The 13,347-nt window shown below is 43.3% G+C and carries 12 protein-coding genes; 6 read left to right on the forward strand and 6 right to left on the reverse strand.

Annotated elements, in window-relative coordinates:
- The first annotated feature begins 139 nt into the window (after positions 1-139).
- Positions 140-1,054, forward strand: coding sequence for a hypothetical protein (locus PNK_RS10500; protein ID WP_059061948.1), 915 nt, complete (start codon positions 140-142; stop codon positions 1,052-1,054).
- 19 nt (positions 1,055-1,073) lie between these two features.
- Here the strand turns inward: PNK_RS10500 and PNK_RS10505 are convergent, their stop codons facing one another.
- Both PNK_RS10505 and PNK_RS14045 read right to left on the reverse strand, forming a co-directional pair.
- Entirely contained in the window at positions 1,074-1,433 is a 360-nt protein-coding gene (locus PNK_RS10505; RefSeq protein ID WP_032124437.1) for a hypothetical protein, read from the reverse strand.
- A 163-nt stretch (positions 1,434-1,596) separates the two neighbouring features.
- Complete coding sequence (locus PNK_RS14045) at positions 1,597-1,752, reverse strand: hypothetical protein (RefSeq protein WP_158021791.1); 156 nt, start codon at positions 1,750-1,752, stop codon at positions 1,597-1,599.
- Between PNK_RS14045 and PNK_RS10510 the strand changes: the two genes are divergently transcribed.
- The gene (locus tag PNK_RS10510) at positions 1,741-2,271 is read left to right on the forward strand and encodes a hypothetical protein (RefSeq protein WP_032124438.1); all 531 of its coding nucleotides are present in this window, start codon (positions 1,741-1,743) and stop codon (positions 2,269-2,271) included. The genes PNK_RS14045 and PNK_RS10510 overlap by 12 nt on opposite strands.
- A 15-nt stretch (positions 2,272-2,286) precedes the next feature.
- Positions 2,287-4,830 (forward strand): magnesium-translocating P-type ATPase, encoded by a 2,544-nt coding sequence (gene mgtA / locus PNK_RS10515; RefSeq protein ID WP_059061949.1) that lies wholly within the window; start codon positions 2,287-2,289, stop codon positions 4,828-4,830.
- A 468-nt stretch (positions 4,831-5,298) separates the two neighbouring features.
- On the opposite strand, the gene PNK_RS10520 is transcribed toward mgtA, so the two are convergent.
- The gene (locus PNK_RS10520; RefSeq protein WP_032124440.1) at positions 5,299-6,258 is read right to left on the reverse strand and encodes a KpsF/GutQ family sugar-phosphate isomerase; all 960 of its coding nucleotides are present in this window, start codon (positions 6,256-6,258) and stop codon (positions 5,299-5,301) included.
- Positions 6,259-6,369: 111 nt separating this feature from the next.
- Here PNK_RS10520 and PNK_RS10525 point away from each other — a divergent pair, with 111 nt between their 5' ends.
- Positions 6,370-7,818, forward strand: coding sequence for an NADP-dependent isocitrate dehydrogenase (locus PNK_RS10525; RefSeq protein WP_059061950.1), 1,449 nt, complete (start codon positions 6,370-6,372; stop codon positions 7,816-7,818).
- Positions 7,819-7,963: 145 nt separating this feature from the next.
- Here PNK_RS10525 and PNK_RS10530 read toward each other — a convergent pair whose 3' ends face one another.
- Positions 7,964-8,773, reverse strand: coding sequence for a hypothetical protein (locus PNK_RS10530; protein ID WP_059061951.1), 810 nt, complete (start codon positions 8,771-8,773; stop codon positions 7,964-7,966).
- A gap of 220 nt (positions 8,774-8,993) precedes the next feature.
- Between PNK_RS10530 and PNK_RS10535 the strand changes: the two genes are divergently transcribed.
- Entirely contained in the window at positions 8,994-10,043 is a 1,050-nt protein-coding gene (locus PNK_RS10535) for a ribose-phosphate diphosphokinase (RefSeq protein ID WP_059061952.1), read from the forward strand.
- 161 nt (positions 10,044-10,204) lie between these two features.
- A complete protein-coding gene (locus PNK_RS10540) occupies positions 10,205-10,516 on the forward strand; it encodes a hypothetical protein (RefSeq protein ID WP_059061953.1) in 312 nt (103 codons plus the stop codon).
- A gap of 116 nt (positions 10,517-10,632) precedes the next feature.
- Here PNK_RS10540 and PNK_RS10545 read toward each other — a convergent pair whose 3' ends face one another.
- Entirely contained in the window at positions 10,633-11,865 is a 1,233-nt protein-coding gene (locus PNK_RS10545) for a dicarboxylate/amino acid:cation symporter (RefSeq protein WP_059061954.1), read from the reverse strand.
- A 105-nt stretch (positions 11,866-11,970) separates the two neighbouring features.
- Complete coding sequence (gene lpxK, locus PNK_RS10550; RefSeq protein ID WP_032124446.1) at positions 11,971-13,077, reverse strand: tetraacyldisaccharide 4'-kinase; 1,107 nt, start codon at positions 13,075-13,077, stop codon at positions 11,971-11,973.
- Between the last annotated feature and the right edge of the window lie 270 nt (positions 13,078-13,347).

Consider the following 13,347-nt stretch of genomic DNA (forward strand, 5'->3'; position numbering starts at 1 on the left):
CCAGCTGGCGAAACCTGCAGCAGCCTCAATTATTTGGCGAATCAGATCCTTTTACCGCAGATATTTTCATTAAATAGGACAAGGTGATAATGTAAGAAGGCATTAAATTATCCCAAGGCAAGTTAACCCTCGAAATTCTATGCGTTCTAAACGATCTCAATCTTTTCCTCCAGGAACATTTATTCCAACACCGCAGCGCTTGCTAGCTATCATCCAACTGTGCCTTGCCTTCAGCTTTATCTGCTGGTATGCCGTTCAACCCTTTATGGGAGAATATTTTTCCTTGCGCTCCCGTTCTCTGATTTATGAATATGTCATGGGAACATCTGAAATGCTAAAGAAAGATCCTGGGCAAATACCTAAAATGGAAAGGCAGGCCGAGCGATTTGCTTCTTTGCCTGTGTACGATAAACAACTTATTGCAGAGGATTATAAAAATCTGCAAAAGCATACGCAAAGATCTGCCTGGATAAAAATTGCTGATGGATTTCGTGTACTTCTGGTCGGAATCCCCCCTTTCGAACTAGCCTGGCTGCTTTTTTCAGCCCTGATCTCGATCTTAATTCTACTAAAAGTAGAAGGAGCAAAGCAAGCCGCCTGGCTCCTTCCACTCATTGCTTTTGCTTATGCAATCGACAATCGCATGACAGGCCTTACGGCTCAGTCAAACCCAGATTTTGTCTTATTTCCAAGCGAAGAAATAATCGTCAAAGATTACTTGCAACAGCCTCTACATGGCAATCCGGATGAACAGCAAGTTCAATTGAAAAAAGGCTGGGAACACTATTTGATTGCGAATTGGCTGCCGCAAAAAAATCCAGGCCTTAGCTTCGAGCAGCAAGCTGAAGAAGCTGAATTTGCTTTCACGGTTGCACGCCTTCACCACTTGCATGGACAAGCCCGCTCCGCCTGGTTGAACAATTTTCGCGAAAAAGCAAGCCCTATTTTACTGGCCTTTTATGTTCTGTGGAATCTCTTCTTTGCCTGGATGATGAATCGCCCTCCTCTGCCTGAGCAGAGAAAGGCAAATATGAGCAAAGCCGCATCTCAATGAGTGGGGCACAAGTTTTGCCTTAATGATGGCAGCAGTGGGGGCACTCTTGGGACGCTGGTTGGATTGGCTGGGTTTGTGTCTGTGTTCTTTCAATAAAAATGAAACGATTGAGCAAAAAGTTCACTCCTATCGAATAGACAATCCCCATAGCAAGCGTTTTAGCTAAAACAACAGATACATTGGCCAATGTAAAGCCCGTTCCATAGCACAGTGAAATTTTGAAAATTGTTTTAAGCGCCACAATAGTCGCACTCACCAAGCCTGCTGTAGCCAAACCACTAATGCAACGTCCCCTGAATGTTGCAGGAGGATGAATTCCCAAATATCCTCCGATCAATCCGCCAAAGAAACCAGCAGTTGGACAAACTGGACACACCATATTTTTAAACTCCTCGATAATGATAAAACAATTTCATAGTCTCTTATGCAATCCTCTAAGCAGCATGTGCGAAACCAGCACTCTTGTAGATGGGGATCGCCTGCTTTGGGCTATTAGAGACATTCTTTATCCGACTCAGTATTCATCTTTTATCCAATCGACTTTAATCAATGGAAATTTTGTCGGTTGATTGGTATACACAAATAATCAGTACTTGTCGATTCTTGCTTGTATCAAGGTATACAACTGAAGTCCAAATAAGGAAAAGCTTTTCCATTAAGTTTTTTTTGAAACGAGCCTTAAATTCATGAGAGAGCATTTAATCCTGCGTACGACCATTCCAACTCAATGGATGAATCAAAGTTTGAAAATAGGGCTTGTCTTGGCCTTATTGGGAATTTTTCCTCTCGTGTATGCAGGCGCCTTTGCCTCGCCCGCCGTATTAAAAACATGGGGATTGCTTATCTTTTTGGGAGGATTTTTCCTTATCACGGCCGGGCTGCTGCCTTATCGCCGCTTATCACGCCTGCAATTCAAACCAAATGAGCTCCACTGCGTTGGACTTGAGAGGCTCGAGTATTATCAAAATGGTAAACCCGTTTTATCACTGACACTCTCATCTATCGATCATTTTAGTTTTATCGATGAGCCTCGTTTCTTTGGAATAGCCGTCTCTCTTAAACGTCCCCTGCCAGCTAAAATGACTATTTCCTGCTCAACTTTCGACCTACGCTCCTTTGAAAAGCAAGCAGAGAAGGCTCAAGCCGATGCCTTTTTCCCTTATTTTAGCCGCCGCTCATTCGAAGAATTGAATGCATGGATCTTAGATGATGAATAATGATTAAAGGTGTCTATGTACGTACAAGAAGCTAAATCAAAAGTCTTTTCAAACTTTTGGCATCTTTCTTCAAGTGACGTTCTCAATGCACTTCAATCGAATTCGAATAACGGCCTCAGCAATGAAGAAGCAAAGCAGCGATTAAAACAACACGCAGCAAGCATTCTCAAAGTCAAAAAGCATCCAAGCACGCTCAGGCTATTTCTTTCCCAATTCAATAATCCCCTCATTTTTCTTCTTTTGTTTTGTGCCGCACTATCCTTAGTGCTCTATGACAATACGGATGCCCTCATTATCTTTGGCATCATCGTGATAAGCGCCTTGCTAACCTTCTTTCAGGAAAAAAGTGCGCTTGATGCCGTCGACAAGTTATTACAACTGGTTCAGATCAAAGCCACTGTTTTAAGAGATCAAGTAAAAAAAGAGATTCCAGTCGAGGAAGTCATCCCCGGCGACATTATTTATCTCAGTGCTGGCGATGTGATTCCAGGAGATTGCTATATCCTTGAATCTAACAATTTATTCGTCGACGAAGCTACTTTAACCGGAGAAACTTTTTATGCAGAAAAATCCCCCGGAATCACTGCCGAAGACGCACCCATTGCCAAGCGAACAAATACTCTCTTCATGAGCACTCATGTTGCAAGCGGAATAGCAACGGCTGTTGTAGTTTTAATCGGCAAGGATACCGAATTCGGGAAAATTTCGGGACACCTGACGACCAAGCCGCCACAAACCGAATTTGAAAACGGCATTCGCCATTTCGGCTACTTCTTAATGCAAGTCACCTTCCTTCTCCTCCTGATTATTTTAGGCTTCAATCTCTACTTTGGCCGCCCACTCATCGAATCGCTCCTTTTTTCACTAGCACTGGCGGTCGGACTAACTCCTCAATTGCTGCCTGCGATTGTCAGTATCAATTTGGCGCATGGAGCAAAAAAAATGGCTAATAAGCATGTTATTGTCAAAAAGCTCACTTCGATTGAAAACTTGGGCAGCATGAACGTCCTTTGCTGCGATAAAACAGGAACGTTGACAAGCGGCATCATCCAATTAGAAAATGGGTGTGGATTGGATGGACGCAAAAGTGAGAAAGTTTTGCTATATGCATACCTAAACGCCTCATTTCAAACTGGCTATACGAATCCCATAGATCAGGCTATTTCGCAAGGAGTAGCGGTCGATGCTTCCGGATGGACCAAACTTGATGAAACGCCATATGACTTCAATCGGAAACGCATCTCCATCCTAGCTAAAAAAGAGGATGATTCTTTTGTCATCACCAAAGGCGCCTATCAGCAAGTGATTGACATATGCACCCATGTTGAAGATGCGCTTGGGAATATTGTCGATATCAATACAGTTTCCAGTGCTCTCAAAGAACATTTCATTGCATTCAGCAATCAAGGATTTCGCGTTTTAGGCCTGGCTTATCGCAAAGAGGACCACATTTCTAAGCTCGGGCCGGATGATGAGACTCAGATGATTTTTTTGGGTTTTTTATTGTTTTTGGATTCGCCAAAAAAAGGGATCGATCAAGTCGTGGTCCGACTAGCAGAACTCGGCATCCAGTTGAAGATTATCACTGGCGACAATCAGATGATGGCCATGCATTTAGCCCAGCTTCTCAACATCCCCAAAGACAAAGTCTTAACTGGGCAGGCCATGCAACAAATGAGCGACCAAGCACTTATTAATCAAGTCAATCGCAAAGTCATCTTTGCCGAAATAGAACCCAATCAAAAAGAGCGCCTCATCCTCGCTTTGAGAAAGTCTCGGAATGTCGTAGGATATTTAGGGGATGGTATAAATGATGTAACGGCCTTGCACTCGGCCGATGTGAGCATTTCTGTAGACACGGCCGCCGATGCTGCAAAAGAAGTGGCTGATGTCGTTCTGCTAGAAAATGATTTGTCTGTCCTTCAAGATGGAGTATTAATTGGAAGAATGACATTTGTCAATACGCTTAAATACGTCTTCATGGCAACAAGCGCCAATTTTGGAAATATGTTCAGCATGGCCGGAGCTTCACTCTTTCTCCCCTTTCTTCCTTTGCTGCCCAAACAGGTTCTATTAACTAATGTCATGGAGGATTTCCCCGAAATGACCATTGCAACTGATTATGTTGATGCTGAAAGGGTGCAGAAACCGCTGCGATGGGATATTGGCTTCATCCGCAAATTCATGGTCGTTTTCGGGTGCATCAGCTCAATTTTTGATTTTGCAACGTTTGGAATGCTCCTACTATTGAAAGCGTCTGTGGAAGAATTTAGAACAGGGTGGTTTGTTGAATCAGTTGTATCGGCTGCTTTCATCGTTTTGATTGTGCGAACGTTTAGGCCTTTCTATAAGAGCCGTCCGAGTTGGTATTTACTTGGTAGCGTCTCTCTCATCATTGTATTGACTCTATTGCTTCCCTTTACCCCTATCGCACCACTCCTAGGCTTTACTACTCTGTCGGGCAAATTCTATGTCTTTATTCTTGGTGTGATCGTCTTCTACATGTTATGCGTTGAATGGGCAAAAAGTCTCTTCTTTAAGCAATGGCATACACAATAAGATTCACGAAACTGCCTTCTGCACTAGAAGCAGATACACTTTTATTTGTTTTAAATATTTTTTTGGAAAACGACAAGGAGAAGAGCATTTAAAATCCATGCAATTCCATAGGGCGGTCTTTTCATTTCAAAGAGGTCATTGGATTACTCTCTTCAAAACACAAAATGATTAGTCAAGTTGCTTTAATTGCATAGCCTTGCTTTGCATCTCCGTACGCCTTAATCTTTTGTTATCGCAATTTTAGAGCTAAAGCCTGCCATCAAAAAGAGCATTAGAAACTTTAATATCTGGTATGTGCAAGACAAACAGCGACCTAAAAGCAAAACCTTTGCACATTCAAGAAATGCATGAAGCCATCGCTAAGACTGCGTTAGCGTTGTTTTTCAAAAAGTAGAAATGTTTTTGCTAGCCAATTCTAGGAAAATATTTTCAAAACACACCCGCTCTTGATTCTGTCATTCAATGCGTCTAAAGGCCACTTTGAATGACATCATGCAAGTGAAGAAGGCCAATCACCTGGCCTACGGCATCAATAACTGGAAGGACAGTAATTCTTTTTTGATAATCAGCTTCCATCAATTTCATTGCGTCCCAAGCTAACATATCAGGATCGATCGCACGCGGATGCCGAGTCATAATCTCTTCCATGGAGGAATCAAGAATTTTGCCGCCATATTTCTGCAGCGTGCGGCGCAAATCACCGTCAGTAAAAATACCCATTAACTTTTGATTGCGGTCGGCAACCAAAATGCAGCCGCAACGCTTATTAGAAAGCTCTACCAATGCTGTTGCCAACCGATCATCCGGAAAACACAGGGGGATGCGCTCATCTGTCAGCATGATGTCTTTGACTTTTAGAGTGATGCGTTTGCCGATGCGGCCGGATGGATGATTCAGCGCATACTGATCCAAGCTGAAATTTTTATGACGCATTAACGCTACCGTCAAAAGATCTCCAAAAAGAGTCTGAAATGTCGTAGACATGGTCGGGGCCATATCAAAAGGGCATAGTTCGGACTCAAAAGGAAGAGTGATCTTGTAATGGCATGCAGCAGCCAAACGTGAGCGAGCATTGCAAACAACCCCGATCAGCGTCGCCCCTTTATTGCGAATAGCTGGAATCAAATTCAAGAGTTCGTCACTTTCACCGCTTTTGCTTAACATAACAAAAATATCATCTGCGGTCACCATTCCTATATCGCCATGTACGGCATCTGTAGGAGATAAGTATAAGGCGCGCGTTCCTGTTGAAACCATTGTCAGCGCAATTTTTTTAGCCACTAAACCGCTTTTGCCAACACCCGTAAAAAAAATAGCTCCCGGTACCTTCAAAAGAAGATCGATTAGTTGTTCAACCGGTTTCAAATCCAGCGATTCAAAGTAGTGATCGGTATAGGCACGCTGCTTATCTAGTATTTCTTTTAACATCTGCAATTTGAATCTCAGTATTATAAATTTGAAGACACGCCCTAGATTTTAAACCACAAAGAGATTAGTCTCAAGGTAGATTGTCTAAAAAAAATTTTATAAGGAGCTCTTATGGCCACTCAAACAATACCGATTACTGTAGCAGAAGGGGATGGAATTGGACCAGAAATTATGGAAGCCACACTCCGCATTTTAAAAGCCTCAGGAGCTCCTCTTGAAATTCAGAAAGTCGAAATTGGAGAAAAGGTCTATTTGCGCGGCCAGCCTACAGGAATAGATCCTGCGACATGGGATCTCATTCGACAATCCAAAGCCTTTCTAAAAGCGCCTATTACGACCCCGCAAGGAGGCGGATTTAAGAGTTTAAACGTCACGGTACGTACAACGCTTGGCTTATATGCCAACGTTAGACCCTGCGTCGCCTATTCTCCTTTTGTAGAAACCAAGCATCCAGGTATGAATGTTGTCATCGTAAGGGAAAACGAAGAAGATTTGTATACCGGTATTGAATACCAGCAGACACCTGACGTGTACGAGGCTCTTAAGCTCATTACGCGCCCTGGATGCGAAAAAATTATCCGCTATGCCTTCGAATACGCTCAAACCTACCAGCGTAAAAAAGTTACCTGCTTTACCAAAGACAATATTTTAAAACTCACTGATGGACTATTCCACAAGGTGTTTGAAGAGATTGGAGCCGAGTACCCGAATATCGAAAAAGAACACTGGATAGTCGACATCGGAGCAGCCAAACTGGCTGATACCCCAGCCGCCTTCGACGTGGTCGTGATGCCCAACCTCTATGGAGATATCTTATCAGATGTTGCGGCTCAAATTGCAGGATCGGTCGGACTAGCCGGTTCTGCTAACATTGGAACATCGGGTGCCATGTTCGAAGCCATTCATGGTTCGGCTCCTCGCCGCGCCGGACAGAATTTAGCCAATCCTTCAGGCCTCCTCTTAGCCGCAGTCCAAATGCTCGTCCATGTGGGCTTGTCAGAGCATGCAACTCTCATTCACAATGCCTGGCTTAAAACCCTGGAAGAGGGAATCCATACTTACGACATCTTCAAAGAAAAAACAAGCAAGCAAAAAGTCGGAACGAAAGAATTCGCGGATGCTGTCATTGAACGCTTAGGACAGAAACCAGACACTCTGCCTGCTGCCCACTATACAACAGCCAGGCACATTCATCACGCTCCCCATTCATCGACTGCTAAGCCACAACAAGAATTGAAAGGCATCGACATTTTTATTCGTTGGGATCGCGATGTCGAACTATTAGCTAAACAGCTGCAAGAAGCTTCGACACCTGCTTTGAAATTAAAAATGGTTAGTAACCGCGGAGTCAAAGTTTGGCCCAATAAGATGCCAGAAACAGCCTGCGTCGATAACTGGCGCTGCCGCTTCGTCCCAACCAAGGATGGCATAGCCTCTCCTCAAGAGATCGTTGATTTACTAAGCTCGCTCGTACAAAAAGAATTGGTCGTCACTCAAACGGCCTATCTTTTTGCTTTCGACGGGCAGCCTGGCTATACCTTGGCTCAGGACGAACAATAGAGCCTGAAGCCTCATCCACTCTTGGCCCCTTGCCCCAAACCTATCCGAGTCCTTTAATGATATGCACAAGGTTTTGGGCAATGGGGCCTACGATAAAACAAATTCACCCTAAGAACATGAAAGCCCTTAGCTGGTTATGCTTCTCTCAAAAAGTCTCTAGTTGAAGATCTTGAAGACTCTCACGGATGTGCCGCTTGCCCCAATCGGCAACCCAATGTACGATGACTGCCTGTGGATTTGCTCCTTGCGCCATACGCCAGTTATAAAGCTGAGAAAGCTCGTGAATCACGATCTTTTCCGAGCGGATAATATCAGCCAATAAATCCGAATCGCCAGGGAACAACTGGTTGCGCTCTGCAACACCTTGGGCCCATTTCAAAACAAGGGGTGACTGATAACGATAAACAACAACGCCTGCATTATAAGTTTTTTGGCCAGGCTCAAGCAGCCCTTTCTTGATGTAGTTCTGCAGCGCAAACTCCGGCTGCGGTGCAATGGCAAATCCAATCTTGTTATTGCAAGTTTCAAATAAAGGTTGAATCGACCCTTTAATTTCACAATCTAAATCTGTCCACAACGTCCGCACAAATGGACTTTGCAGCATGGCCAAAGGCTTTTTCAAACACAATGAACGCACTCTCCAAAACTCCTTATTGTGAAAAAGCACCTCCCACTTATCTTTTAAATCGCTTGGAATGTTTTCAGGAAGAACAAGGAAATCCAATGGCTGAGTAAAAGAGGTGTACTCCCCTCTTTCCTTGCACCATTCTACTGCCGCTGGAGACATCCCAAAATCCACAAAAGCTACCGGTAGATCATTGTGCGCCCGATAATGAGCCCACCACCACGGCAATAACCATTCCAACTTTTGATCACTCGCCACCAAAACGCCATTGCTCACCTGAATGGAATCCTCACGGCGCCATTGAATGTCAGATGCATTAAAATCGCTCATCCCTTACTCCGGCCTAATCTCAAACTCAAAAATTATTCATGATAGTCAACTTTTATTTATAAAAAAAGCGCTAATCCCGAGAAACTTACTAAGTAAGTGCAGATAATTTCATTGACAGATTGACAACAAACAATTAAAATTTTTAATTAAAAATGAATTTAAATTATTAAATAATAACAAACTTAGAACTATTAGTTAATTTTATAAACAAGGAAAAATAATGAATGTATCTGCAAGCAGGTTAGACCCTTATGTCATTATGGGATTTGAAAACGACACGCTCGCTCATGAAACTGCGCATATCCTCGGTAAAGAATTGGTTCCAATCAAAAATAGCCAATTTAATGACACCTCTTCCAATGTTCAAATTGAGATGAAAGATAAGCATGGGCTTGAGAATAAAAGAGTTTATCTGATTGCAGGAAATTGCCGAAAAGAATCCAAATCTGTCAACGACACATCCATGGAGATATTCCTTGCGATCGATGCGGCCAAGCAGGCTGGAGCAAAAGAGATTAACCTTTATCTTCCCTACTTAGGCTATGCTCGCCAAGACAAGGTGTCTCAAGCAGGGGAACCCATAGCGGCAAGTGCGATTTTAAGGATGTTTGCCTGTGCTGGTGCAAACAAGATCACCGTACTGGACATCCACAACGATGCCGTTTTTGGCAGTTTAGGAACAACAATTGGAATTAATAAATTCGCGATGGAAGAATTTGCCAAACGATTCAAGCAAAAAAAAGAAAACGGGATTGAGCTAGGCGAATTAATTGTTGTGGCACCAGATAAAGGAGCCATTGATCGCAGCAAGCTCTTCTTAGAAGCCATGAAGATAGCTGGATTTGCCAATACAGCCTTTGCCTATTTTGATAAGAGCCGCGATTATGCGATAAAAGGTCATGTGCAATCAATGGATTTAAGAGAAGTAGAGCTTTCTACTGGGGAAGTGCTCATAGAGGAAAAAGCTAAAGAAGCATTCAAAGGCAAAACAGCCATTGTGGTCGATGATATAGCCGATACCTGCGGTACTATCCTGCGTGCCATCTCCGACAATATCGTCGGTCGCTATGAAGCCAAAAAAGCCTATGCAGTTATCACCCATGGCGTGTTCAGTGGGGACGCTTTAAAAAAGATTGCCGATACCAAAGAACTTGCCGGAATGCTCGTTTCCGATTCGATTCCACTAAGAGAGCAAGTCCCTTCCAACCTCGAAATCGTAAGCTCTGCACCCATCTTTGCAGAAGCCATTCGCCTTTCGATCGAAATGTAATTTATAGATAAAAAAGATGGGTCATTAATGGCCCATCTCTACTACAAAGTTTATATTGGATTAATACTAAAAAAGTTTTATAATAAACCACTTAATATTAATTTCGACTAAATTGGTAAAAAAAATAGATAACAAGTAGACAATCCTGGCCTGGAATTGTAATGGAATGCGTGCGCGATGGAATAACTTTTACTAAGCAATTGCTTGTTTATAATGACAACATTCGCGAGATGAGAAGAGAGTGTCTGAATGTGGGTTTAATTAGTACAGTTGCCCTCTTGGCGATCAGTAGTTTTGTCCCTATACCAGAAACTGCAGCTCAGCTCCTCTTTTCATGTTGCGCCATTCCACTCGTGGGAGCTATCACGGGCGTCCCTCTTTTTGTCTACATTGGAAATGCTCTGACGCCGATCCTCGCCTTTGTATTGACCGCAATTGCCCTTTCGGCCCTTGGAATAAGCACACCCAAGTAATCGAATCTTCAGCCGTGAATACACATCGCTCGACTTTATTCACGGCTCATTAACATAAATAATACCGGCGCACAAGGTTCAGCCGCTTTCCGGTAAAACAATCTAAGCTTAAGGCTTTAAGAAGCTCCTCCTTCAAACTCTACCAATTCAGTATGATAGTATTTGCGCTCGTCTAGTTCCCCCTCCTGCTTCGCTATTAAGACAGTGACAGCAGCATCGCCTAAGATATTTAAGACTGTTGTGACCATTTCTCGCAGGCGATCGATACCGGCCAAAATAGCCAATCCCTCCAAAGGTAGTCCAAGGGATGTTAAAACAGCCGAGAGCATGATAAATCCTCCGCCTGGAACCCCTGCCGTGCCGATAGCAGACATCGTTGCCGTCATCAAAAGCGTGAAATAAGAGGATAGATCTAAAGGGATCCCATATGCCTTAGCCACAAATACGGCACTCATGGCCTGAAAAATGGCCGTTCCATTCATATTCATGGTAATGCCCAAGGGGAGAACGAAGCCGGAAATATTTTTAGATACGCCCAAGTTTTCCTGTACACAATGCATGGCGACAGGAAGCGTGGCTGCACTGCTGCCCGTAGAAAATGCCATCATAATGGCATCGCCCATTCCTTTAAAGAATGGCCAAGGGTGCAATCTTCCAAAACCTTTTAAAAGGATAAAAGCATATACGACCACTAATTGAAGCAGACATGCTGCATAGTAGACGCCTAAAAATTTAAATAAAGGAATTAAGAGAGTCAGACCAAAAGTCCCTGTAACCCAAGCCATGATCCCGAAAACACCCACTGGAGAGAATTCCATGATGAGCGAAGTTAGGCGATACATTACATCGGATAAGGACTCCAAAACGTTATGTAGAGGCCTGCCTCTTTCACCCGAAAAGTTAATGGCTATGCCTAGAAAGACAGAAAATACAATGATTTGCAAAATATTACCATTCACAAGCGCAGCGATCGGATTGCTTGGAATAATGGAAACGATGATTTCGCCAAAAGTTGGAGCTTTAGCCACAGCCGTTTCACTCGCTTGTAAATACAAACCACTGCCTACTTGAAAAAGATTTGCCAATGCAATTCCTGTCAAAATAGAGGCAATGGTTGTGATCAAATAGATACCAATTGTTTTGCCACCTACTCGACCAAGCTTTTGAGGATCGTGAATGCTTGTGATCCCAACTGTCATAGAAGAGAGAATCAACAGAGGAATGATCATGTTGATTAAATTTAAAAAAATGGTCCCTAAAGGTTTCAAATAAACTGCTTTTTCTCCAATCAAGAGGCCCGTTAAGGCTCCAAGAAGCAATCCAATAAAAATCTTAACCCATAGTTTCATACTTGTCGCTCCGCGCGGTTGACTCAGCTGGTCAGCTCCTTTTAAATCCGATTACCCATCAAACTTGATGTTTACATTCGATGATCAGAGAATTTCCCGAGATTTTTAAGAAATTTTGGCTTCGGCCTTCGCTAGAAAGGCTTTCCACTCTTCCTCTCCCTCAATAACAGCCAGCTCGATTTGAATCCAGGCAATAGGCAAACTCAATACCAACTGATCAGGCAGTTTGACTCGATCTTTTTCTGTACAAATGAGCCATTGAGCCCCCAACTGTTTACACTGCTGGGCAAAGTTCTCTAAATCTTTTTCCTTAATCTCATCATGATCAGGCAGGCAGGACTCTGCAACAACGATCACGCCTTCAGACTCTAATGTCCTCTTAAAGTACTCAGGATGGGCAATGGCACAAAACATTCCAACTCGCTGACCTTGCAAGTTTTCAATTTCGCGTCCCTTCAAGTCGCGCCTATGGCAGACAACGCCTTTCACTCCAATCATCGGTGCAGTAGTATAGTGCTTTAATTGATTTTTTACATTCTTAAACTGTTCCGAATCAGTGATATGATTTAAAATGAGTAAATTGGCCCGATTTAGTGAACGAATATCTTCCCGCAGAAAGCCCCTTGGAAGAAAATATCCCTGTCCAAATGGATCCCCTCCATCAATGACAACAATATCAAAATCTCGTGCCAAACGGCGATGCTGCATCGCATCATCTAAAAGAATGATTTGAGCACCGGCTTTTGCAGCCAAAAAAGAGGCCTTCTTGCGATTTCCACCCACGACGACGATGGCTTTAGGAAAGCGTTGTGCATAGATGTAGGGTTCATCACCGCAATAAGAAGCTGGAAAAATGGGGCCCTGCCCTTCGCAAAGGACGATGGGATTGTCTAACTTTTCGGCTTTAGAGCGATACCCTCTAGACAAAATAGCTAAGTCAAAGCGCTCGTAAAACGCATTGGCAATCAATAATGTAACTGGTGTTTTGCCGGTTCCTCCCGCTACAATATTGCCAACGCTCATGACCAGAGAAACGGGCGGCACGTACCGCCTCATCCATCCTTGATCGTATAGCCAATTGCGAACGACCACGATTAAACGGTAAGCCCAGCTTAATGGCAAAAGCATCCACTTAATCAAGGTAGGCACACCTCCCCGCTTCTGTCCTTTGATGACTTCTTTCACATACACTTCAAATTTTTTAACTAACATAAAGAAAAGCCTTCTTTAGCTGCTTGAAAAATAGATGGGAAGATGCAGCGGTTGTTTGAACCGCGCTCGCATGCAGCACATATTGACTATCGCATCATATCTGTTCAATACTTAGAGCCACAAATCCAATCTACACGTTTTTCAGAAGATTTGTGCAATAAAAAAACACTCTGTTGGCATTGGGCTATTCAGCTGCCAATTCAACCGTCATGAACGTTTCGGAAAATAATCGCCACAATAGATTTTAGATAATGGCCGTTTACATCGAAA

The organism is Candidatus Protochlamydia naegleriophila, from assembly GCF_001499655.1.
Taxonomy (GTDB): Bacteria; Chlamydiota; Chlamydiia; order Chlamydiales; family Parachlamydiaceae; genus Protochlamydia; species Protochlamydia naegleriophila.

Excerpts from the sequence above, each read along its gene's own strand:
- PNK_RS10525 (WP_059061950.1), top strand. The coding sequence starts at position 6,370 with ATGGCCACTCAAACAATACCGATTACTGTAGCAGAAGGGGATGGAATT.
- PNK_RS10535 (WP_059061952.1), top strand. The coding sequence starts at position 8,994 with ATGAATGTATCTGCAAGCAGGTTAGACCCTTATGTCATTATGGGATTT.
- PNK_RS10510 (WP_032124438.1), top strand. The coding sequence starts at position 1,741 with ATGAGAGAGCATTTAATCCTGCGTACGACCATTCCAACTCAATGGATG.
- lpxK (WP_032124446.1), bottom strand. The coding sequence starts at position 13,077 with ATGTTAGTTAAAAAATTTGAAGTGTATGTGAAAGAAGTCATCAAAGGA.
- PNK_RS10505 (WP_032124437.1), bottom strand. The coding sequence starts at position 1,433 with ATGGTGTGTCCAGTTTGTCCAACTGCTGGTTTCTTTGGCGGATTGATC.
- PNK_RS10540 (WP_059061953.1), top strand. The coding sequence starts at position 10,205 with ATGGAATGCGTGCGCGATGGAATAACTTTTACTAAGCAATTGCTTGTT.
- PNK_RS10500 (WP_059061948.1), top strand. The coding sequence starts at position 140 with ATGCGTTCTAAACGATCTCAATCTTTTCCTCCAGGAACATTTATTCCA.
- PNK_RS14045 (WP_158021791.1), bottom strand. The coding sequence starts at position 1,752 with ATGCTCTCTCATGAATTTAAGGCTCGTTTCAAAAAAAACTTAATGGAA.
- PNK_RS10530 (WP_059061951.1), bottom strand. The coding sequence starts at position 8,773 with ATGAGCGATTTTAATGCATCTGACATTCAATGGCGCCGTGAGGATTCC.
- PNK_RS10520 (WP_032124440.1), bottom strand. The coding sequence starts at position 6,258 with ATGTTAAAAGAAATACTAGATAAGCAGCGTGCCTATACCGATCACTAC.
- PNK_RS10545 (WP_059061954.1), bottom strand. The coding sequence starts at position 11,865 with ATGAAACTATGGGTTAAGATTTTTATTGGATTGCTTCTTGGAGCCTTA.
- mgtA (WP_059061949.1), top strand. The coding sequence starts at position 2,287 with ATGTACGTACAAGAAGCTAAATCAAAAGTCTTTTCAAACTTTTGGCAT.